The organism is Viridibacillus sp. FSL R5-0888 (assembly GCF_038009105.1).
Lineage (GTDB): Bacteria > Bacillota > Bacilli > Bacillales_A > Planococcaceae > Viridibacillus > Viridibacillus arenosi.
The window spans coordinates 4,281,124-4,301,788 of the sequence record NZ_JBBPAU010000001.1; the positions used below are offsets into that span (position 1 = coordinate 4,281,124).

A 20,665-nucleotide genomic window follows, 5' to 3' on the forward strand; every position below is an offset into this window, starting at 1 on the left:
AAAGTTTTCTCCAATAAAAGGGAAAACTTTAATAAATTTATAAACAAAAAAACCATCTCGTCGTCACGAGATGGTTTTAAAAAAAGTAATAGAAATTACTTAGTGATTGAAGCTACAACGCCAGCGCCTACAGTACGTCCACCCTCACGGATAGAGAACTTAGTACCTTCTTCAAGAGCGATAGGAGAGATTAAAGAAACAGTCATTTCGATGTTATCTCCAGGCATAACCATTTCTACGCCTTCAGGAAGATTACAAACACCAGTTACGTCAGTTGTACGGAAGTAGAACTGAGGACGGTAGTTTGAGAAGAATGGAGTATGACGTCCACCCTCTTCTTTAGAAAGAACATAAACTTCAGCTTTGAAGTCTGTGTGTGGAGTGATTGAACCTGGTTTAGCAAGTACTTGTCCACGTTGGATATCTTCACGAGCTACACCACGAAGAAGAGCACCAATGTTGTCTCCAGCTTCAGCGTAGTCTAATAATTTACGGAACATTTCAACACCTGTTACAGTTGTTTGTTTAGCTTCTTCAGCAATACCAACGATGTCTACTACGTCGCCGACTTTAACTTGACCACGTTCAACACGGCCAGTTGCAACTGTACCACGACCAGTGATAGAGAATACATCCTCTACTGGCATCATGAATGGTTTGTCAGTTTGACGTTCTGGAGTTGGGATATAAGAATCAACAGCGTCCATTAATTCAACGATTTTTTCTTCCCATTCTGCTTCGCCTTCAAGAGCTTTAAGAGCAGAACCTTTAATTACAGGAAGATCATCGCCTGGGAAATCATATTCAGATAATAGGTCACGAACTTCCATTTCTACTAATTCAAGTAGTTCTTCGTCGTCAACCATATCACATTTGTTCATGAATACTACTAGGTATGGAACACCTACTTGACGAGATAAAAGGATGTGTTCACGAGTTTGTGGCATTGGACCATCAGCAGCAGATACTACTAAGATACCGCCATCCATTTGAGCAGCACCAGTGATCATGTTTTTAACATAATCGGCGTGTCCTGGGCAGTCTACGTGAGCGTAGTGACGAGTATCAGTTTCGTATTCTACGTGAGAAGTATTGATTGTGATACCACGTTCTTTTTCTTCTGGAGCGTTGTCGATATCAGCGTATGACTTAGCTTCTCCACCCATTTTTTTAGAAAGAACTGTAGCGATTGCAGCAGTTAAAGTTGTTTTACCATGGTCAACGTGTCCGATTGTACCAATGTTAGCATGCGTTTTAGAACGGTCAAATTTTTCTTTAGCCATTAGAAAATGCCTCCTCAATAATGTTTATAATTTTAGTTTTATAGTCATATATTTCAGAGAATAGGGCCCTATCCTCTTCCATATATAGCATACAAGTTATTTATACTTTAATTAGAGTGAAAATTCAACTTAGAAATTATTCACCTTTATTTTTTTTGATGATTTCGGCAGCAATTGATTTTGGCACTTCTTCATAATGATCAAATGTCATAGAGAATACACCGCGACCTTGTGTACCAGAACGTAAAGTTGTAGCATATCCGAACATTTCAGATAGTGGAACCATTGCACGAACTACTTGAGAGTTACCGCGAGCATCCATACCCTCAACGCGTCCGCGACGAGCAGTAATGTTACCCATGATATCACCAAGATATTCTTCTGGAATTACAACTTCAACTTTCATCATTGGTTCTAAGATAACAGCGTTACATTGTTTCGCAGCTTCTTTAAGAGCCATAGATGCAGCAATTTTGAACGCCATCTCATTCGAGTCAACGTCATGGTAAGAACCGAATACTAATTTCGCTTTAATGTCGATTAGTGGGTATCCAGCAACTACACCGCGGTCAAGAGAGTCACGAAGACCCTGTTCTACTGCAGGAATGTATTCACGAGGTACTACACCACCAACGATAGCGTTTTCGAATTCAAAGCCTTTACCTTCTTCATTTGGAGAGAACTCAATCGTAACATCTCCGTATTGTCCACGACCACCAGATTGGCGAGTGAATTTACCTTGAACTTTTGCAGAGCCACGGAATGTTTCACGGTAAGATACCATTGGAGCACCTACGTTAGCTTCTACTTTGAATTCACGGCGCATACGGTCAACTAAGATATCAAGGTGAAGCTCACCCATACCAGAGATGATTGTTTGACCAGTTTCAGTGTCAGTGTGAGCACGGAAAGTTGGATCTTCTTCTTGTAGTTTTTGTAAAGCTTGACCCATTTTATCTTGGTCTGCTTTAGATTTTGGTTCTACAGAAAGTGAGATTACTGGCTCAGGGAATTCCATTGATTCAAGAATAACTAGGTTTTTCTCGTCACATAGAGTATCACCAGTAGTAGTATCTTTAAGACCTACTGCTGCTGCGATGTCCCCAGCATACACTTTAGAGATTTCTTCACGAGAGTTAGCGTGCATTTGTAGGATACGACCTACGCGTTCACGTTTACCTTTAGAAGAGTTTTGTACGTATGAACCTGAATCTAATGTTCCAGAGTACACACGGAAGAAAGTTAATTTACCTACGAATGGGTCAGTCATAACTTTGAATGCAAGAGCTGAGAATGGCTCTTCATCAGAAGGATGACGTTCTAATTCCACGTCACCATCAATATCTGTACCTTTGATTGCTGGTACATCTAATGGAGATGGTAAGTAATCGATAACTGCATTTAACATAGGGCGTACGCCTTTGTGTTTGAATGCTGTACCACAGATTACTGGGTAAAATTCTACTGCGATCGTAGCACGACGGATAGCCGCTTTAAGTTCAGCAACAGTAATTTCTTCGCCTTCTAAATATTTTTCCATGATTTCTTCATCAACACTTGCAACAGCATCGATTAATTTCTCACGGTATTCTTCAGCTAGTTCGCGGTGTTCTTCAGGAATTTCTCCTTCAGTTACTGCTGTACCTTTTTCGTCGCCGTAGAAAGTAGCTTTCATTTCAACTAAGTCGATGATAGCAGAGAACTGATCTTCAGCGCCGATTGGTAATTGAACAGGGTGAGCGTTTGCTTGTAAACGCTCATGAAGAGTTCCTACAGAATATAAGAAATCCGCTCCTGTTTTATCCATTTTGTTAATGAATACAATACGTGGAACACCATATGTTGTAGCTTGACGCCAAACAGTTTCAGTTTGAGGCTCAACACCAGATTGAGCATCAAGTACTGTTACAGCACCGTCAAGTACGCGTAATGAACGTTCTACTTCTACAGTGAAGTCTACGTGTCCAGGAGTATCGATGATATTTACACGGTGGCCTTCCCATTGGGCTGTTGTTGCTGCAGAAGTGATTGTAATACCACGTTCTTGCTCTTGCTCCATCCAGTCCATTTGAGAAGCACCTTCATGAGTTTCACCGATTTTGTGAATCTTACCAGTGTAATAAAGGATACGCTCAGTTGTTGTTGTTTTACCAGCATCAATGTGAGCCATGATCCCAATATTACGAGTATTCTCAAGTGAGAATTCGCGTTTCATAGGAAATTTCTCCTTCCATATTGGGGTTAAGCCGATTTTATATTACCAACGGTAGTGAGCAAATGCTTTATTTGCTTCTGCCATTTTGTGCATATCTTCACGTTTTTTAACTGACGCACCAGTGTTGTTAGAAGCATCTAAAATTTCGTTAGCTAGACGTTCTTCCATAGTTTTTTCGCCACGAAGACGAGAGTAGTTTACTAGGTAACGAAGACCAAGAGTTGTACGACGTTCTGGACGTACTTCTACTGGTACTTGATAGTTAGTACCACCTACACGGCGAGCACGAACTTCAAGAACTGGCATTACGTTGTTTAATGCAGCTTCAAATACTTCAATTGGATTGTTACCAGAACGTTCTTTAACTAATTCGAACGCACCGTATAAAATCTTTTGAGAAGTACCTCTTTTACCATCTACCATCATTTTATTAATTAAACGAGTTACTAGTTTTGAATTATAAATTGGATCTGGTAACACGTCACGTTTGGAAACAGGACCTTTACGAGGCATGTGTTTTCCTCCTTTCGATTAGAGCTTGAATTTTATTTATTTTTTTTCTTTTGGTCTTTTAGCACCATATAGAGAACGAGATTGCATACGGCCAGATACTGCAGCAGTATCAAGCGCACCACGAACGATGTGATAACGTACACCTGGTAAATCTTTTACACGACCTCCACGAATAAGTACAACACTGTGTTCTTGTAAGTTGTGGCCTTCACCAGGAATATAAGCGTTAACCTCAATTTGGTTTGTTAAACGTACACGAGCGTATTTACGTAACGCTGAGTTAGGTTTTTTAGGTGTCATTGTACCAACACGTGTACAAACACCGCGTTTTTGTGGTGAGTTAACATCAGTTAGAGCTTTTTGGAAGCTGTTATAACTTTTGTTTAACGCAGGTGAGTTTGATTTCTTACTTTTGGATTGGCGAGGCTTACGTACTAATTGGTTAATTGTAGGCATCGGTTTTTCCTCCCTTCATATCTTCAGTTTAAATCCACACATCCAGGTGGTTCATTTTTAGGTAAAAAACAAAGTCTTTGTGTATCATACACAAAAACCATCATTCAGTAATTGCAACAACTGCAGCACCTACTTGAATTCCGCAGGCTCTACCAAGTTCTTTTTTCGAGTCTACAAATACAATGGGAATACCATTTTTTTGTGCTAATTGCACCGCATGCGTGGTAATTCGATCATCTGCATTTAGAGCAACGAAAATTTCAGTAACATGACCAGTATATATTGCTTTTACTGCTTGCTTAGTACCGATGATTGTTTTTTTAGCCTTTTTGACTTTTTCATAAGACATTTGCATATCCTCCGAAATGATAGACAATCAACTATCAACCTAAAATATATTATCATTCAAAGTATTTATTGTCAATTAAAATCATAAAAATTCCGAGAAGAAGCGAAAAACGCTTCTTCCCGGATCATTTTATTAATCAGCAAACGCTGGTTCAGCATCTTCAATTTCGCTGTCCTCAATTTTGATTTGGCGATAACGTTGCATACCTGTACCAGCAGGAACAAGTTTACCTAGGATTACATTTTCTTTCAGTCCTAGAAGTTCATCACGCTTACCTTTAATAGCTGCATCCGTTAACACACGAGTTGTTTCTTGGAATGATGCTGCAGATAAGAATGATTCAGTTTCAAGAGAAGCTTTAGTGATACCAAGGATAAGAGGACGACATGTTGCTGGAAGTTTCCCATTTAACAACGCCTCTGCATTGGCTTCAGAGAATTGGTGAATATCAAGTAACGAGCCTGGAAGAACATCTGTTTCACCAGCTTCAATTACACGCACTTTACGAAGCATTTGGCGAACCATTACTTCGATATGTTTGTCTCCAATTTCTACACCTTGCATACGATATACTTTTTGAACTTCTTTCAATAAGTATTCTTGAACTGTTGCTACATCAGTTACTTTAATCAATTCTTTTGGATCGATAGAACCTTCAGTAAGCGTTTGTCCGTGGTGAACTTGATCGTTAACTTGTACTATAATACGACCATTGTACGGAGCCAAATATTTACGAGTTTCTACTGTACCTTGAATTGTAATTTCTTTTTGACCTTCACGAATTTCGTCAATGTCAACTACAGTACCTGCGATTTCCGTAATAACCGCTTGACCTTTAGGGTTACGCGCTTCGAAAATCTCTTGGATACGTGGAAGACCTTGTGTAATATCGCTACTTGCTACCCCACCTGTATGGAAAGTACGCATTGTTAACTGTGTACCTGGCTCACCGATAGATTGAGCTGCGATAATACCAACTGCTTCGCCGACTTCAACTTTATCACCAGTCGCTAAGTTCATGCCGTAACATTTTTTACATACACCATGTTTAGTGTTACATGTAAATGCTGAGCGGATTGTTACTTCTTCAATTCCTGCTTCAATTACTTTACGAGCTAGTTCTGGTGTTACTAATGCATTTCTTTCAACCATAACTTCATTTGTTTCTGGATGACGAATTGTTTTCTTAACATAACGGCCAAGAATACGTTCTTCAAGAGCTTCGATTACTTCTGTACCCTCTTTTAATGAACCTATTGTTAAACCACGGTCAGTACCACAGTCATCTTCGCGTACAATAACATCTTGTGCTACGTCAACTAGACGACGAGTAAGGTAACCTGAATCGGCCGTTTTAAGTGCTGTATCGGTAAGACCTTTACGAGCACCATGTGTAGAGATGAAGTATTCCAATACTGTTAAACCTTCACGGAATGAAGACTTGATTGGAAGTTCGATAATACGACCAGCTGGATTGGCCATCAGACCACGCATACCAGCAAGTTGAGTAAAGTTAGATGCATTACCACGGGCACCAGAGTCACTCATCATGAAGATAGGGTTAAAGCTATCTAATGACTTCATAAGTTTCTCTTGGATTACGTCTTTCGCTGCACTCCAATAAGAGATTACACGATCGTAACGTTCTTCTTCTGTAATTAAACCACGACGGAACTGTTTCAATACTTTATCAACTTTTTCTTGAGCTTCTTCAAGAATCTCTTGTTTGTCTGGTAATACTAGGATATCTGAGATCCCGATTGTAATACCAGCTCTAGTTGCATATTTGAATCCAAGATCTTTAAGACGGTCAAGCATTTTAGAAGTTTCAGTAATGTGGAAGTTAGCAAATACTTCAGCAATAACTTTACCTAAATAGCTCTTCGTAAATGGTTTAACTGGATCAACTTCTGATAAATATTTTTTAACATCAGTATTTGTAGGAACAAAATATTTAGCTGGTGTTTCAACTTGCAAGTTAGTAATCGTTGGTTCATTAATGTACGGGAATGATTCCGGTAAAATTTCATTAAATATTACCTTACCAACTGAAGTTAATAACAACTTGCTATTTTGTTCTTCCGTAAATGTTTGATTATTCAATGATGAAGCTTTAATAGCGATACGTGTATGCAAGTGGACTTCATGGTTTTCATAAGCAACCATTAATTCTTCAGGACCATAGAATACAGCGCCTTCGCCTCGAGCCCCTTTACGTTCAAGAGTTAGATAGTAGTTACCTAGTACCATATCTTGAGATGGTGTAACAACTGGCTTACCATCTTTAGGGTTCAAGATATTTTGAGCTGCAAGCATTAATAAACGTGCTTCCGCTTGTGCTTCTGCTGATAGAGGAACATGGACCGCCATTTGGTCACCATCAAAGTCAGCGTTATATGCTGTACATACTAATGGGTGCAGACGGATTGCTTTCCCTTCAACTAAAGTCGGTTCGAAAGCTTGAATACCAAGTCTGTGAAGAGTCGGTGCACGGTTAAGTAATACTGGGTGTTCACGGATGATGTCTTCTAAAACATCCCATACTTCGTAGTGCATACGTTCAATTTTACGTTTTGCCGATTTAATATTGTGCGCAAGACCGCGCTCAACAAGTTCTTTCATAACGAAAGGTTTAAACAATTCGATTGCCATTTCTTTCGGTAAACCGCATTGATACATTTTCAAGCTAGGTCCTACAACGATTACAGAACGACCTGAATAGTCAACACGTTTACCAAGTAAGTTTTGACGGAAACGACCTTGTTTACCTTTTAACATATGAGAAAGAGATTTTAATGGACGGTTACCTGGACCAGTTACTGGACGGCCACGACGACCATTATCGATTAAAGCATCTACCGCTTCTTGAAGCATACGTTTTTCGTTTTGAACGATAATACCAGGTGCTCCAAGATCAAGAAGACGTTTTAAACGGTTGTTACGGTTAATAACTCGACGATATAAGTCATTCAAGTCACTTGTTGCAAAACGGCCACCATCTAATTGCACCATTGGACGAAGCTCTGGTGGAATAACAGGTAGTACGTCTAAAATCATCCAATCTGGACGGTTACCAGAATGACGGAATGACTCAACAACTTCTAAACGTTTAATTGCACGAGTACGGCGTTGACCTTGTGCAGTTTTAAGTTCTTCTTTTAAAGATTCTGTTTCTTTATCAAGATCGATTTCTTGTAAAAGACGTTTAATTGCTTCAGCGCCCATTGCAGCTTGGAATGTATTGCCGTATTTTTCACGATACGCGCGATATTCTTTTTCTGAAAGCAATTGTTTTTTCTCAAGTGCAGTATCGCCAGGCTCTACTACAACATAAGAAGCGAAGTAGATTACTTCTTCTAATGCACGTGGAGACATATCTAAAATAAGCCCCATACGGCTTGGAATTCCTTTGAAATACCAAATGTGTGAGACTGGAGCAGCTAATTCAATATGACCCATGCGCTCACGACGTACTTTTGCACGTGTTACTTCAACTCCACAACGATCACAAACTACACCTTTATAGCGTACACGTTTGTACTTACCGCAGTGACATTCCCAGTCCTTTGTAGGTCCGAAAATTCGTTCACAGAACAAACCATCTTTTTCTGGTTTGAGTGTACGATAGTTAATAGTTTCTGGTTTTTTTACTTCTCCATAAGACCATGAGCGGATTTTATCAGGTGAAGCTAAACCAATTTTCATATACTCAAAATTATTAACGTCTATCAAGGAGCCTACCTCCCTTTAGTATGAAGTCTTTTCGACTTTATTCTTAGCTCGACGATTGATTTAATGATAATTGGAAAGCTGGACAAGCCCTAATGGACCTGCCCGCCATTCAATTATTTGTTATTTACAATTATTCAACAGATCCTACTGGTGCTTCTTCATCAGCGCTCGGTAAGATATTAAGCGCGTCTGCTGGTTGAAGGTCTTCATCTTCATCCATGTCACGAAGCTCAATTTCTTCGTCGTCAATTGTTAGCATTTTCACATCTAAACCTAAACTTTGAAGTTCTTTAATTAATACTTTAAATGATTCAGGTACGCCTGGTTCTGGAACACTTTCACCTTTAACAATTGCTTCGTATGTTTTCACACGACCTACAACGTCATCGGATTTAACTGTCAAGATTTCTTGAAGAGTATAAGCAGCGCCATAAGCCTCAAGAGCCCAAACTTCCATCTCACCGAAACGTTGTCCACCGAATTGAGCTTTACCACCCAATGGTTGTTGCGTTACTAATGAGTATGGTCCTGTTGAACGTGCGTGAAGTTTATCATCAACCATGTGAGCAAGTTTGATCATGTACATGACACCAACAGAAACTCGGTTATCAAAAGGTTCACCTGAACGTCCATCATAAAGAATTGTTTTACCATCGCGGTTCATACCCGCTTCTTCCATTGTTTCCCAAACATCTTCTTCGTTGGCACCATCAAATACTGGTGTTGCCATGTGAACGCCTAAATAGCGAGCTGCCATACCTAAATGTAGCTCTAATACTTGACCGATGTTCATACGTGATGGTACACCAAGTGGGTTTAACATGATATCAATTGGTGTGCCGTCTGGAAGGAATGGCATATCTTCTTCTGGAAGAATACGAGAAATTACACCCTTGTTACCGTGACGTCCGGCCATTTTATCCCCTACGCGAATTTTACGTTTTTGAACGATATATGCGCGTACAAGTTGGTTAACGCCTGGAGGTAATTCGTCGCCATCTTCACGATTGAAGACTTTAACATCAAGAACAATACCGCCTGCACCATGAGGAACACGTAGTGATGTATCACGTACTTCACGTGCTTTTTCACCGAAGATTGCATGTAATAAGCGTTCTTCAGCTGTCAATTCAGTTACACCTTTAGGAGTTACTTTACCTACAAGGATATCTCCGTCATGAACTTCAGCACCAATACGGATAATTCCACGTTCGTCAAGATTGCGTAATGCTTCTTCACCAACATTCGGAATATCACGAGTGATTTCTTCAGGTCCTAATTTAGTATCACGAGCTTCTGATTCATATTCTTCAATATGAACAGATGTATATACGTCATCTTTAACAAGACGTTCACTCATGATTACAGCATCTTCATAGTTATAACCGTTCCAAGTCATGAAGCCAACTACTACGTTACGGCCAAGTGCTAGCTCGCCACATTCCATTGAAGGACCATCAGCAAGAATATCACGTGGATTTACGCGGTCGCCAACTTTAACAATTGGACGTTGGTTATAACTTGTACCTTGGTTAGAACGAATGAATTTCTGTAATTTATATTTAGTTAAGTCGCCTTTTACTTCTTTACCGTCGATTTCTTCAATACGACGGATGTGAATAGAGCGAGCTTCAACATGTTCAACAATACCTGGGTATTTTGCAACTACTGCAGCACCAGAATCACGTGCATCTACGTGTTCCATACCAGTACCAACGAATGGCGCTTCTGGATTTAATAATGGAACAGCTTGACGTTGCATGTTCGCTCCCATTAGAGCACGGTTAGAGTCATCGTTTTCTAAGAAAGGAATACATGCTGTCGCAGCAGAAACAACTTGTTTTGGTGATACGTCCATGTAGTCAACGTTTTCACGTTTGAATATAGTGTTATCCCCACGGAAACGACCTACAACTTCTTCTTTAGCAAATGAACCATCTGGATTTAAGATTGAATTCGCTTGTGCTACTACGTAGTTGTCTTCTTCGTCTGCAGTTAAATAATCGATATGGCCAGTAACTCGGCTTGTTTCAGGATCAACGCGACGGTAAGGTGTTTCGATGAAGCCAAATTTATTCACTTTCGCGAAACTTGAAAGTGAGTTTATTAAACCAATGTTCGGACCCTCAGGAGTCTCAATTGGACACATACGACCATAGTGCGAGTAGTGAACGTCACGTACTTCGAAACCAGCACGTTCACGAGTTAAACCACCAGGTCCTAAAGCTGATAGACGACGTTTGTGCGTTAATTCAGCTAACGGGTTTGTTTGGTCCATGAATTGAGATAATTGGGAACTACCAAAGAATTCCTTGATAGAAGCAATTACTGGACGAATATTGATTAATTGTTGTGGAACAATAGATTGTGTATCGTTAATCGACATACGTTCACGTACAACACGTTCCATACGAGATAAACCGATACGGAATTGATTTTGTAATAATTCACCTACAGAACGTAAGCGACGATTACCTAAATGATCTATATCATCTGTGTTACCAACACCATATAGTAAGTTGAAGAAGTAAGATACAGATGCAATTACGTCAGCAGGAGTGATATGTTTCACTTCTTCTTCTACGTACGCATTACTGATTACTTTAATTTCTTTTTGCGCTTCGTCATTAGGTGCATAGATTTTAATTTCTTGAATTAAAACGTCGCCCTCTAAAACGCCTGCAACTTTAGACATCGTTTGGAAACCAATGCCCTTTTCTAAATGTGGAATTAAGCGATCTAGTACACGACGATCGATTAAAGTTCCAGCTTCAACTAAAATTTCCCCTGTTTCAGGATCAACTAGTGTTTCTGCCACTGTTTGATTGAATAAGCGATTTTTAATATCAAGCTTTTTGTTCATTTTATAACGACCAACATTAGCTAAATCATAGCGTTTTGGGTCAAAGAAACGTGAGTACAAGAGATTTTTAGCGCTTTCTACTGTAGGTGGTTCACCTGGGCGTAGACGTTCATAAATTTCTAACAACGCTTTCTCAGTACTTTCAGTGTTATCTTTTTCTAATGTATTACGTAAATATTCATTATCACCGATAAGCTCGATGATTTCTTGGTCTGAAGCAAAACCTAATGCACGTAAAAGTACTGTTACAGGTAATTTACGTGTACGGTCGATACGAACATAGACAACATCTTTTGCGTCTGTTTCGTACTCTAACCATGCTCCACGGTTAGGAATAACTGTTGCGCCGAAGCCTTTTTTACCGTTTTTATCTGTTTTATCGTGATAGTATACACTTGGTGATCTAACTAATTGTGAAACGATAACGCGTTCTGCGCCGTTGATAACGAAAGTGCCAGTTTCAGTCATTAGTGGGAAATCACCCATAAATACTTCCTGTTCTTTCACTTCGTCTGTTTCTTTGTTGTGCAAACGTACTTTTACACGTAATGGTGCAGCGTAAGTAACATCGCGTTCTTTACATTCATCGACATCATATTTCGGTTCTCCGAGACTGTAGTCGACGAATTCAAGTGAAAGATTCCCTGTAAAGTCTTCAATCGGTGAAATATCGCGGAACATTTCACGTAAACCTTCTTCAAGAAACCACTCGTTAGATGCGGTTTGAATCTCAATTAGATTCGGAAGTTCCAGCACCTCATTAATACGCGCAAAGCTTCTACGCTGGCGGTGTTGTCCGTACTGAACTAGTTGACCTGTCAACTCATTCACCCCTCAATAAAGCGATAATAGGTCTTTGCGAAATCATACAAATGGTGTATGATATCGAAAGACAAAAAGAAAACGAGTTCGTTAAAGAGCTCATTTTCGATTAACCAAACATAACTTTGAAAAGTCTAACCATATTGATATAGTTTTTATACAAAAGGACAGACGTATTCAAATTAATATTTTTGCATTTTATTATAATATCACAGCTAATTTGTCAAGTCAATCTATAAACTTTAACAGATTATTTTTTCGCCTTGATAATCCAATAGCCTTTTTTCCTCTCTACCACTGTTACTTCAGTAAATTTCTCTTCCAAGTGCGCTATTGTCGATGGTGCACCTTGCTTCTTCTGAATAACTATCCACAACTCACCGTTATCCACAAGTTTTTCAAAAGCTTGATCATAAAAACGGAAAATTGTATCTTTTCCCGCGCGAATCGGAGGATTTGTCATTACGACAGCGACTTGTTCTTCTTGAACAGCGGAAAGTCCATCGCTCTCAAAAACCTGCACATTTTGTACCCCGTTTACCTCAGCGTTTTTCTCCGCTAATGAAACCGCACGTTCGTTAACATCCATCATATGAATGACCCGTTCAGGATAACTTTTTGCAATAGACAAGCCGATCGGACCGTAGCCACAGCCCACATCCAAAATACACCCTTCAACATTAGGCATTTCAAAACTATCAATTAACACACGGGAGCCAAAATCTACTTCGCTTTTACTAAAAACCCCTGCATCTGTTTCAAATATAAAAGAAAATCCCCTAAGAGTGAATTTCCATTTACTCGGATTACTTCCGACTTGAGGTTTTTTCGAATAATAATGTTCTGACAAGAAAATGCCCTCCATCACGTAAAATGAAGAAAAAGCTCGTCATAATTGACGAGCTTTTTTCAAATAGAAAGTAGAAATTATTTAACTTCTACGCTAGCGCCAACTTCTTCAAGTTTAGCTTTGATTTCTTCAGCGTCAGCTGCAGAAACGCCTTCTTTAATAGCTTTAGGAGCGTTATCTACTACTTCTTTAGCTTCTTTTAAGCCAAGACCAGTGATTTCACGTACCACTTTGATTACTTTAATTTTTGATTCGCCTGCAGAAGCAAGAACTACATCAAATTCAGTTTTTTCTTCTACTGCACCAGCAGCAGCACCAGCAGCAGCTACAGGAGCAGCAGCAGTAACACCGAATTCGTCTTCGATTGCTTTTACTAAATCGTTTAATTCAAGAACTGTCATAGCTTTGATAGCTTCTAAGATTTGTTCATTGTTCATTATAATTTCCTCCTATACGGAATATTAGTTTTGTTTGGCATATTATGCCGAGAAGATTAAGCTACGCTTAAAATTAAGCGCCTTGCTCTTCTTTTTGTTCTGCAACAGCTTTTGTTGCAAGAGCGAAATTGCGTACTGGTGCTTGAAGCACAGATAATAGCATAGAAAGTAGACCTTCGCGTGATGGAAGTTCTGCCAATGCTTTAACATCTTCAGCAGATGCAAATGTACCTTCGATAAGACCAGCTTTGATTTCAAGTTGTTCGTTAGCTTTTGCAAAGTCGTTAATGATTTTAGCAGGAGCAATTACATCTTCAGTTGAGAATGCGATTGCGTTTGGACCTGTAAGGAATTCATTAAGTTCTTCTTGTTCAACTTCTACAGTAGCACGGCGTACTAAAGTATTTTTGTATACTTTAAATTCAACACCAGCTTCGCGTAATTGTTTACGTAGTTCTGTTACTTGAGCAACAGAAAGGCCACGATAGTCAACAACCACTACGGATGCAGCGCTTTTGAACTTGTCAGCAATTTCTTGAACGACAGCTTGTTTAGCTTCAACTGCTTTGTTCATCTTGACACCTCCTATAAGAATGGGTCATTTATACCAACAAAAGAAAAGCCTCCTGTCTATGTAGACAAAGAGGCGGAAAGTCATCATCTTAAATAAGAGTCTGAGTTCCTTTGTCCTCGGTAGGATAATTAAGCAATTACTTGCCCCTACGGTCTACGGTACAAATGGATGATTCACAACGTTGTACATCATACCAAAATACGATGTCATTTGTCAATCAAAAATTATTTCGCAGCAACTGAAGTAGAAGCATCAACTTTGATTGATGGTCCCATTGTAGTTGTTACGTGTACTGATTTCATGTAAGTACCTTTAGCTGCAGCAGGTTTAGCTTTAATAATTACATCAACAAGAGTTGATAAGTTTTCAGCTAATTTATCAGCTTCGAATGAAGCTTTACCGATTGGAGCGTGAACGATACCAGCTTTGTCAGCACGGTATTCAACTTTACCAGCTTTGATTTCAGCGATTGCTTTAGCAACGTCGAAAGTAACTGTTCCAGTTTTAGGGTTTGGCATTAAGCCTTTTGGTCCTAATACGCGACCTAATTTACCAACTTCACCCATCATATCAGGAGTTGCAACGATTACATCGAAGTCAAACCATCCTTGTTGGATTTTAGCGATATATTCAGCATCACCAGCAAAGTCTGCACCAGCTGCTTCAGCTTCTTTAAGTTTTTCGCCTTTAGCGAAAACTAATACGCGTTGAGTTTTACCAGTTCCGTTTGGAAGTACTACTGCTCCACGGATTTGTTGGTCATTTTTACGTGTATCGATATTTAAGTTAAATGCTACTTCAACAGTTGCGTCAAAGTTAACAGTGCTTGTTTTTTTAGCCAATTCAACTGCTTCTTGTACAGAATACACTTGAGTACGGTCTACTAATTTAACTGCATCTTGCAGTTTTTTACCTTTTTTAGCCATTATAAATTTCCTCCTTGATTGTGGTTGTAGCGGAATAAACCTCCCACGAATAAAGGCTGCGAGTTTCAAATATCACTATTAGAAACATTCGCAACCCTCAAAAACAATACTTCTATCAAGTAATGGGATTAGTCTTCGATAACAATACCCATGCTACGTGCAGTACCTTCAACCATTAACATAGCTGCTTCAACTGTTGCAGCGTTAAGGTCTGGCATTTTAGTTTCAGCAATTTCGCGAACTTTATCGCGTTTCACTGTAGCTACTTTTTTACGGTTAGGTTCACCTGATCCTGATTGGATACCAGCTGCTACTTTAAGTAAAACTGCTGCCGGCGGAGTTTTTGTAATGAAAGTGAATGAACGATCTTCAAATACAGAAATCTCTACTGGAATGATTAAACCTGCTTGGTCCGCAGTACGAGCGTTGAATTCTTTACAGAACCCCATGATGTTAACACCTGCTTGACCTAATGCAGGACCTACCGGTGGCGCTGGGTTTGCTTTACCAGCTGGGATTTGAAGTTTTACAACTTTAATAACTTTTTTAGCCACGAGACACACCTCCTTAAGTCCGTGATGTGGTAATTGGGTTGCCCCTCCCACTCAATATCTGTCTGTCGGCTTATTCCGATAACATTAAAAATAAAAATGCCAGTCCATAATAAATTGACAGTCTGACCTTAGAAATAATATCACTTTTAACATTCTAAGGCAAGTATAATTGTCAATTATACTTTTAACACTTGATCGTAGTCTAATTCCATTTTAGTTTCACGACCGAACATATCAATAGTTACTTTGACTTTTCCTTTATCAGCAACAATCTCTTCGACCTTACCTTGGAAATGAGCAAACGGTCCTTCTAACACTTCAACTAAATCGCCAATAGAGAAATCGATTTCAAGTGATTTTTCTTGCATACCCATTTGTTTAAGGATGAATTCAACTTCTTCAGGTAATAATGGTGTAGGTTTTACTCCACCGCCTGATGAACCAATAAACCCAGTAACACCTGGTGTATTACGCACTACGTACCATGCATCGTCTGTCATGATTAATTCCACTAGTACATAACCAGGGAATGTTTTACGCATATATTCTTTTTTGCGGCCATCTTTAACTTCCGTCTCTTGTTGTTCAGGAATGATAACGCGGAAAATTTTATCTTGCATACCCATTGTTTCAACACGTTTTTCTAGGTTTGCTTTAACTTTATTTTCATAACCAGAGTAAGTATGAACTACATACCAATTTTTTTCCATAATAGATAGGACTACTCGTCCTTCCCTCCTTCGCTAAAGGCAAATGAAAAAACCCGTTACAGATCATTCACGGGCCATTTCAAAAATATTAACATTAATTCAATCATAAATCCAAATACATGCGGAATAATTTAGAAATACCTAAGTCTACTAACATGAAAAATGCAGCCATGAAAAGTAAAGTTGAAATAACAACAATTGTGTATTTCGTAAGTTCTTTACGCTTAGGCCAGCTTGTTTTTTGCATTTCCGACATAACACCGCGGAAAAAGTTACTAATCTTACCCATCTAACTAACCCCCGAATAAAATCATATATACAAAGCGAATCGTATTATCTAGTTTGTTTATGTAATGTATGTTCATTACAGTGAGAACAATATTTTTTCAGTTCCATCCTTGCAGTTGCACTGTCTTTAGATGCAGGAAGTGAATAGTTTCTTGAACCACACTTTTCACAGCTAAGCACGACTTTTTTTGCCATTTTATCACCTTTTCGGCATTTGTCCTTATAAAGACTAACACCTATCACAAATACTGTCAACTTGCCTACAGCTAGCATTCTTGCAATCATTCAATATCTAAATGCCGTTCTAATTTCCGTTTTACGCGTTGTAGGGCATTGTCAATCGACTTCACATGCCTGTTCAATTCAGCAGAAATTTCGTGATAAGATTGTCCATCTAAATAGAGTGCCAACACCTGACGTTCGAGATCACTTAATATTTCGCCAATTTTTTCTTCCATGTAGCTAAATTCTTCACGATGAATGATAAGCTCCTCTGGATCGTCGACAACTGAACCCGTTAACACGTCCATTAATGTGCGCTGGGATTCTTCATCAAAAATTGGTTTGTCCAATGAGATGTATGAATTAAGTGGAATATGCTTTTGTCTAGTTGCAGTTTTTATTGCAGTGATGATTTGACGTGTAATACAAAGTTCCGCAAATGCTTTGAAAGAAGATAACTTATCTCCTCTAAAATCGCGAATAGCCTTATAAAGTCCAATCATACCTTCTTGCACAATATCCTCTTTATCAGCACCAATGAGAAAATACGACTTCACTTTCATACGAACGAATGATTTATACTTCGTAATGAGGAAGTCTAACGCTTCACTATCACCACTATGGACCATTCCCACTAGCTCTTCGTCGGTATATTGCTCATATTGTTGTTGCTGCTTCAAGTGTAAATGATCGCTAATAATCAATAGTATCACTCCAATTGCGCTAGCATTGTTAAAAACAGTATAACGGAATTGGAAAATATGAGTCAATCATTCATTTTATTTCCTCTTCGCCATAACTCAAACTTTGCAGCAATATCATCTCTTAATTGTATCTTAGAGCTGGGCTTTTGCACTTGAATATCTCTTACGGTTTGTGTGATTTTAGATTGCGTAGATTGCATTTCAATTTCTAATTCTCTAGCAGATTTTCTTAATGCCCCATGCCCGAAAATGACATTTTGTTCTGTCATATCAGATGTCGCTACATAAATACGAACCCTTTTACTAATTAAAGAAGCAGTGAGCTTTTCAATTCTTTCATCCGCAGTTTCTTTAGCCCTTGTATAAATAACTTCTACGTCATGCTGCACGTTTTTTGTTTCAATTCCCGGCACGAGATACGCGTCAAAGATAACAATGACGCGCCAGCCAGAATACGCCTTATACTCTGCCATCATTTCTACCAGTCGGTCTCTCGCATCTATTAGCCTTTGCTCTTTTAATTTTCTGAGTTCTTCCCAAGCACCAATAATGTTATAACCATCAACCAACAGTATATTCATGGCATTCACCTTAAACTTCTTGGCGTTTACGCAATACTTCGTACATCAATAAAGCAGCCGCTACAGATGCATTTAGCGATGTTACATGACCAACCATTGGTAAATTATACAGGAAATCACATTTTTCTGTTAGTAAACGACTCATACCTTTTCCTTCACTGCCGATAATGACAGCTAGTGGCAAAGTCGCATCCATTTTACGATAGTCGGCTGAGCCTTTTGCGTCTGTTCCCGCGATCCAGACACCGCGTTTTTTCAACTCATCTACTGTTTGCGAAAGGTTATTGACACGTACAGTTGGAATATGTTCTATCGCACCTGTAGATGCTTTCGCTACAACAGCAGTCAAACCTACTGCTCGACGTCTTGGAATGATAATGCCATGTGCTCCCACAGCATCCGCAGTTCTCATAATAGAACCTAAATTATGTGGGTCTTCTAATTCGTCAAGAATAAGGAAAAATGGATCTTCACCACGGCTTTCTGCCAATTTAAATAAGTCATCTAATTCAGCATATTTATAAGCAGCAACAGATGCCACTATCCCTTGGTGATTTGCATCTGTTAACTGATCTAATTTTTTCTTCGGTACGAATTGCACGATAATTCCTTGTTCTTTAGCTAATGCAAGAAGTTCTGTCAAGCTACCGTGCTGAACACCTTCTGCAATCCAAATTTTATTCATCTCTCTTGCTGCACGAAGTGCCTCTAATACCGGGTTCTTCCCGGCAATCATCTCATTTGACTGTTCTTCCGTCATTCTTTGATACTCCTTTTGATTCTTCAATGATATCAATTGTATATTGAATTATTTCATTTACCCGATCCATTTGACCTGTTAAATATAAGCTGCCAATTACAGCTTCATACGCAGAACTATAACGATATGTTTGGACATCGGTATTCTTTGGTACCGAACCAGATTTTGCATTTCGACCGCGTTTTAGGACTGCCATTTCTTCTTCTGAAAAAAACTCTTCATCCATCATTCGATGAATAACACTTGACTGAGCCTTTGCAGATACATAATGCGTTGCCTCTTTATGAAGAATATTCGGTTTGACGCGTCCAGAGCGTAATAGATGCTCACGTACCGCGATTTCCAGTACAGCATCTCCCATATACGCCAGCGCCAATGCATTTAACTGTTTGACATCTTGGTTACGAAGCTCACCCACTGCCATTAACCTCGTTTCCATCTAATGCCTTGGCGTGTATCCTCTAAAATAATATTCATCTCTTTTAGTTGATCACGAATTTCGTCAGCACGTTTAAAGTTACGATCCTTACGCGCTTGTATACGTTCTTCAATAAGCGCATCGATCTCTTCATCAAGTAGTTCTTCTGCTACGTCTAATTCAATTCCGAGCACATCAGCTAACGTACGTAAAGTATCAGCAAATTTCGTCAATACTTCTTCATTCGTATTTTGTTCAAGTAAATATTTATTGGCAGTTGCTGATAACTCAAATAGCGCCGCAATTGCATTCGCAGTGTTAAAGTCATCATCCATAGCAATTTCAAACTGTTCTTTTACTTCAGCAATATTTGCTAACCACTCGTCTTTTTCTTCTCCTAAATTAGCTGTTGCAGTTAGTCGATGTTGCAAGTTGTTGTAAGAAGTACGGATACGCTCTAATCCTGCAGCTGCAGCTTCTACTAAATCTTGCGCAAAGTTAATTGGGTTGCGATAGTGTACTGATAGTATAAAGAACCTTAAAACTTGAGGGTCAATTTGCTTGCGAATATCATTTACAAGAATGAAGTTGCCAAGGGACTTAGACATTTTTTCGTTGTCAATATTAATATAGCCATTATGCATCCAGTAACGCGCAAATTGCTTACCTGTATATGCCTCAGATTGAGCTATTTCGTTTTCATGGTGTGGGAATGTTAAATCTTGCCCACCTGCGTGGATGTCAATAGTATCACCAAAATGCTCATGTACCATTACAGAACATTCAATATGCCAGCCAGGTCTACCTTGGCCCCATGGACTTTCCCAGAAGATTTCACTTGGTTTAGCGGCTTTCCAAAGTGCAAAGTCCAAAGCATCTTCTTTTTTGTCACCAGTTTCGATGCGGGCACCAACTTTCAAATCATCTACAGACTGATGAGAAAGTTTTCCATAGCCTTCAAATTTACGCGGACGATAATAAACATCCCCTTGAGATTCGTAAGCATAACCTTTTTCAATTAAAACAGCGATAAATTCAATAATTTGATCCATATGCTCCGTAACACGTGGATGTGAATCTGCTTTTTGGCAACCTAATGCTGTAATATCCTCAAAATAAGCTTGAATAAAGCGATTTGTTAAATCTGATACATCTTCACCAAGTTCATTTGCCGCTTTAATAATTTTATCGTCTACATCAGTGAAATTTGATACATACGTAACTTCAAAACCTTTATAAGTTAAGTAACGGCGCACTGTATCATATACAATTACAGGACGAGAATTCCCGATATGAATGTAGTTATAAACAGTAGGACCACATACATACATTTTCACTTTTCCTTCTTCAAGTGGTACGAAATCCTCTTTTTGTCGAGTTAATGAGTTAAAAATTTGAACACCCATTG

At 39.0% G+C, this 20,665-nt stretch carries 20 protein-coding genes and 1 other annotated feature; all 20 genes read right to left on the reverse strand.

Annotated elements, in window-relative coordinates; translation table 11 throughout:
• Nucleotides 1–95: 95 nt before the first annotated feature.
• Nucleotides 96–1,283 carry an elongation factor Tu gene (tuf, locus tag MKY02_RS21170; RefSeq protein ID WP_038179057.1) on the reverse strand — a complete coding sequence of 396 codons (1,188 nt, stop codon included), beginning with the start codon at nt 1,281–1,283 and terminating at the stop codon, nt 96–98.
• A 136-nt stretch (nt 1,284–1,419) separates the two neighbouring features.
• The gene (gene fusA, locus MKY02_RS21175; RefSeq protein ID WP_038179055.1) at nt 1,420–3,498 is read right to left on the reverse strand and encodes an elongation factor G; all 2,079 of its coding nucleotides are present in this window, start codon (nt 3,496–3,498) and stop codon (nt 1,420–1,422) included.
• 42 nt (nt 3,499–3,540) lie between these two features.
• Complete coding sequence (rpsG, locus tag MKY02_RS21180; RefSeq protein ID WP_038179053.1) at nt 3,541–4,011, reverse strand: 30S ribosomal protein S7; 471 nt, start codon at nt 4,009–4,011, stop codon at nt 3,541–3,543.
• A gap of 36 nt (nt 4,012–4,047) precedes the next feature.
• Nucleotides 4,048–4,467 carry a 30S ribosomal protein S12 gene (gene rpsL / locus MKY02_RS21185; protein ID WP_038179051.1) on the reverse strand — a complete coding sequence of 140 codons (420 nt, stop codon included), beginning with the start codon at nt 4,465–4,467 and terminating at the stop codon, nt 4,048–4,050.
• Nucleotides 4,468–4,567: 100 nt separating this feature from the next.
• Complete coding sequence (locus MKY02_RS21190) at nt 4,568–4,816, reverse strand: ribosomal L7Ae/L30e/S12e/Gadd45 family protein (RefSeq protein ID WP_038179049.1); 249 nt, start codon at nt 4,814–4,816, stop codon at nt 4,568–4,570.
• 132 nt (nt 4,817–4,948) lie between these two features.
• On the reverse strand, nt 4,949–8,548 hold the full coding sequence (rpoC, locus tag MKY02_RS21195) for a DNA-directed RNA polymerase subunit beta' (protein WP_038179047.1): 3,600 nt from the start codon (nt 8,546–8,548) through the stop codon (nt 4,949–4,951).
• Between the two features lie 130 nt (nt 8,549–8,678).
• Complete coding sequence (gene rpoB / locus MKY02_RS21200) at nt 8,679–12,242, reverse strand: DNA-directed RNA polymerase subunit beta (RefSeq protein ID WP_179078273.1); 3,564 nt, start codon at nt 12,240–12,242, stop codon at nt 8,679–8,681.
• A gap of 241 nt (nt 12,243–12,483) precedes the next feature.
• On the reverse strand, nt 12,484–13,083 hold the full coding sequence (locus MKY02_RS21205; RefSeq protein WP_340711657.1) for a class I SAM-dependent methyltransferase: 600 nt from the start codon (nt 13,081–13,083) through the stop codon (nt 12,484–12,486).
• 77 nt (nt 13,084–13,160) lie between these two features.
• Complete coding sequence (gene rplL / locus MKY02_RS21210) at nt 13,161–13,520, reverse strand: 50S ribosomal protein L7/L12 (protein ID WP_038179034.1); 360 nt, start codon at nt 13,518–13,520, stop codon at nt 13,161–13,163.
• Between the two features lie 73 nt (nt 13,521–13,593).
• On the reverse strand, nt 13,594–14,094 hold the full coding sequence (rplJ, locus tag MKY02_RS21215) for a 50S ribosomal protein L10 (protein ID WP_038179033.1): 501 nt from the start codon (nt 14,092–14,094) through the stop codon (nt 13,594–13,596).
• Between the two features lie 32 nt (nt 14,095–14,126).
• Nucleotides 14,127–14,271 (reverse strand) — a sequence feature (ribosomal protein L10 leader region).
• Nucleotides 14,272–14,318: 47 nt separating this feature from the next.
• Nucleotides 14,319–15,020 carry a 50S ribosomal protein L1 gene (gene rplA, locus MKY02_RS21220; RefSeq protein ID WP_038179031.1) on the reverse strand — a complete coding sequence of 234 codons (702 nt, stop codon included), beginning with the start codon at nt 15,018–15,020 and terminating at the stop codon, nt 14,319–14,321.
• 128 nt (nt 15,021–15,148) lie between these two features.
• A complete protein-coding gene (gene rplK, locus MKY02_RS21225) occupies nt 15,149–15,574 on the reverse strand; it encodes a 50S ribosomal protein L11 (protein ID WP_038179029.1) in 426 nt (141 codons plus the stop codon).
• A gap of 176 nt (nt 15,575–15,750) precedes the next feature.
• Entirely contained in the window at nt 15,751–16,284 is a 534-nt protein-coding gene (gene nusG / locus MKY02_RS21230) for a transcription termination/antitermination protein NusG (protein WP_038179027.1), read from the reverse strand.
• A 103-nt stretch (nt 16,285–16,387) separates the two neighbouring features.
• Nucleotides 16,388–16,573, reverse strand: coding sequence for a preprotein translocase subunit SecE (secE, locus tag MKY02_RS21235; protein ID WP_038179025.1), 186 nt, complete (start codon nt 16,571–16,573; stop codon nt 16,388–16,390).
• A gap of 44 nt (nt 16,574–16,617) precedes the next feature.
• Entirely contained in the window at nt 16,618–16,857 is a 240-nt protein-coding gene (gene rpmG, locus MKY02_RS22120) for a 50S ribosomal protein L33 (protein ID WP_370588287.1), read from the reverse strand.
• Nucleotides 16,854–17,498: an RNA polymerase sporulation sigma factor SigH gene (gene sigH / locus MKY02_RS21245; RefSeq protein ID WP_179078272.1), complete on the reverse strand. Its 645-nt coding sequence runs from the start codon at nt 17,496–17,498 to the stop codon at nt 16,854–16,856. The genes rpmG and sigH overlap by 4 nt, the downstream gene beginning before the upstream one ends.
• 62 nt (nt 17,499–17,560) lie before the next feature.
• Nucleotides 17,561–18,079 (reverse strand): NYN domain-containing protein, encoded by a 519-nt coding sequence (locus tag MKY02_RS21250; protein WP_038179024.1) that lies wholly within the window; start codon nt 18,077–18,079, stop codon nt 17,561–17,563.
• A 10-nt stretch (nt 18,080–18,089) separates the two neighbouring features.
• On the reverse strand, nt 18,090–18,839 hold the full coding sequence (gene rlmB / locus MKY02_RS21255) for a 23S rRNA (guanosine(2251)-2'-O)-methyltransferase RlmB (protein ID WP_038179021.1): 750 nt from the start codon (nt 18,837–18,839) through the stop codon (nt 18,090–18,092).
• The gene (locus tag MKY02_RS21260) at nt 18,817–19,263 is read right to left on the reverse strand and encodes a Mini-ribonuclease 3 (RefSeq protein WP_038179019.1); all 447 of its coding nucleotides are present in this window, start codon (nt 19,261–19,263) and stop codon (nt 18,817–18,819) included. The genes rlmB and MKY02_RS21260 overlap by 23 nt, the downstream gene beginning before the upstream one ends.
• The gene (cysS, locus tag MKY02_RS21265) at nt 19,263–20,663 is read right to left on the reverse strand and encodes a cysteine--tRNA ligase (protein ID WP_340711658.1); all 1,401 of its coding nucleotides are present in this window, start codon (nt 20,661–20,663) and stop codon (nt 19,263–19,265) included. Before cysS ends, MKY02_RS21260 begins: the two co-directional genes overlap by 1 nt.
• Between the last annotated feature and the right edge of the window lie 2 nt (nt 20,664–20,665).